This is a genomic window from Halomonas sp. ND22Bw, from assembly GCF_003011945.1.
In the GTDB taxonomy this organism is placed as follows: Bacteria; Pseudomonadota; Gammaproteobacteria; order Pseudomonadales; family Halomonadaceae; genus Halomonas; species Halomonas halophila.
Genome location: NZ_PXWD01001409.1, coordinates 1 through 250 on the forward strand (window position 1 = coordinate 1; position 250 = coordinate 250).

The 250-nt window shown below is 68.0% G+C and carries 1 protein-coding gene; it reads left to right on the forward strand.

Annotated features, from left to right (window positions below; genetic code table 11):
• Positions 1-250 (forward strand): phosphate acyltransferase (locus tag CVH10_RS22835; protein WP_369335989.1); only part of this gene is annotated, 250 nt, incomplete at both ends.

The window sequence follows — 250 nt, forward strand, 5'->3', positions numbered from 1 at the left end:
CGCCACCAAGCCGATCCTCGACATGGCCAGCTACCGCGACTCGCTGCGCGCGCGGCTCAACCCGACGACCTCGGTACTGAGCCTCGCTTATGAGGGGGCGAAGGCGCATCCCAAGCGCGTGCTGTTCGCCGAGGGCGAAGAGGAAGTCGTGCTGCGGGCCGCGATCGCCTTCAAGGAGGGCGGTTACGGCACCCCGGTGCTGGTCGGGCGTGAGGACGTCTACGACAATCTGCGCGCGCTCGGCATTCAG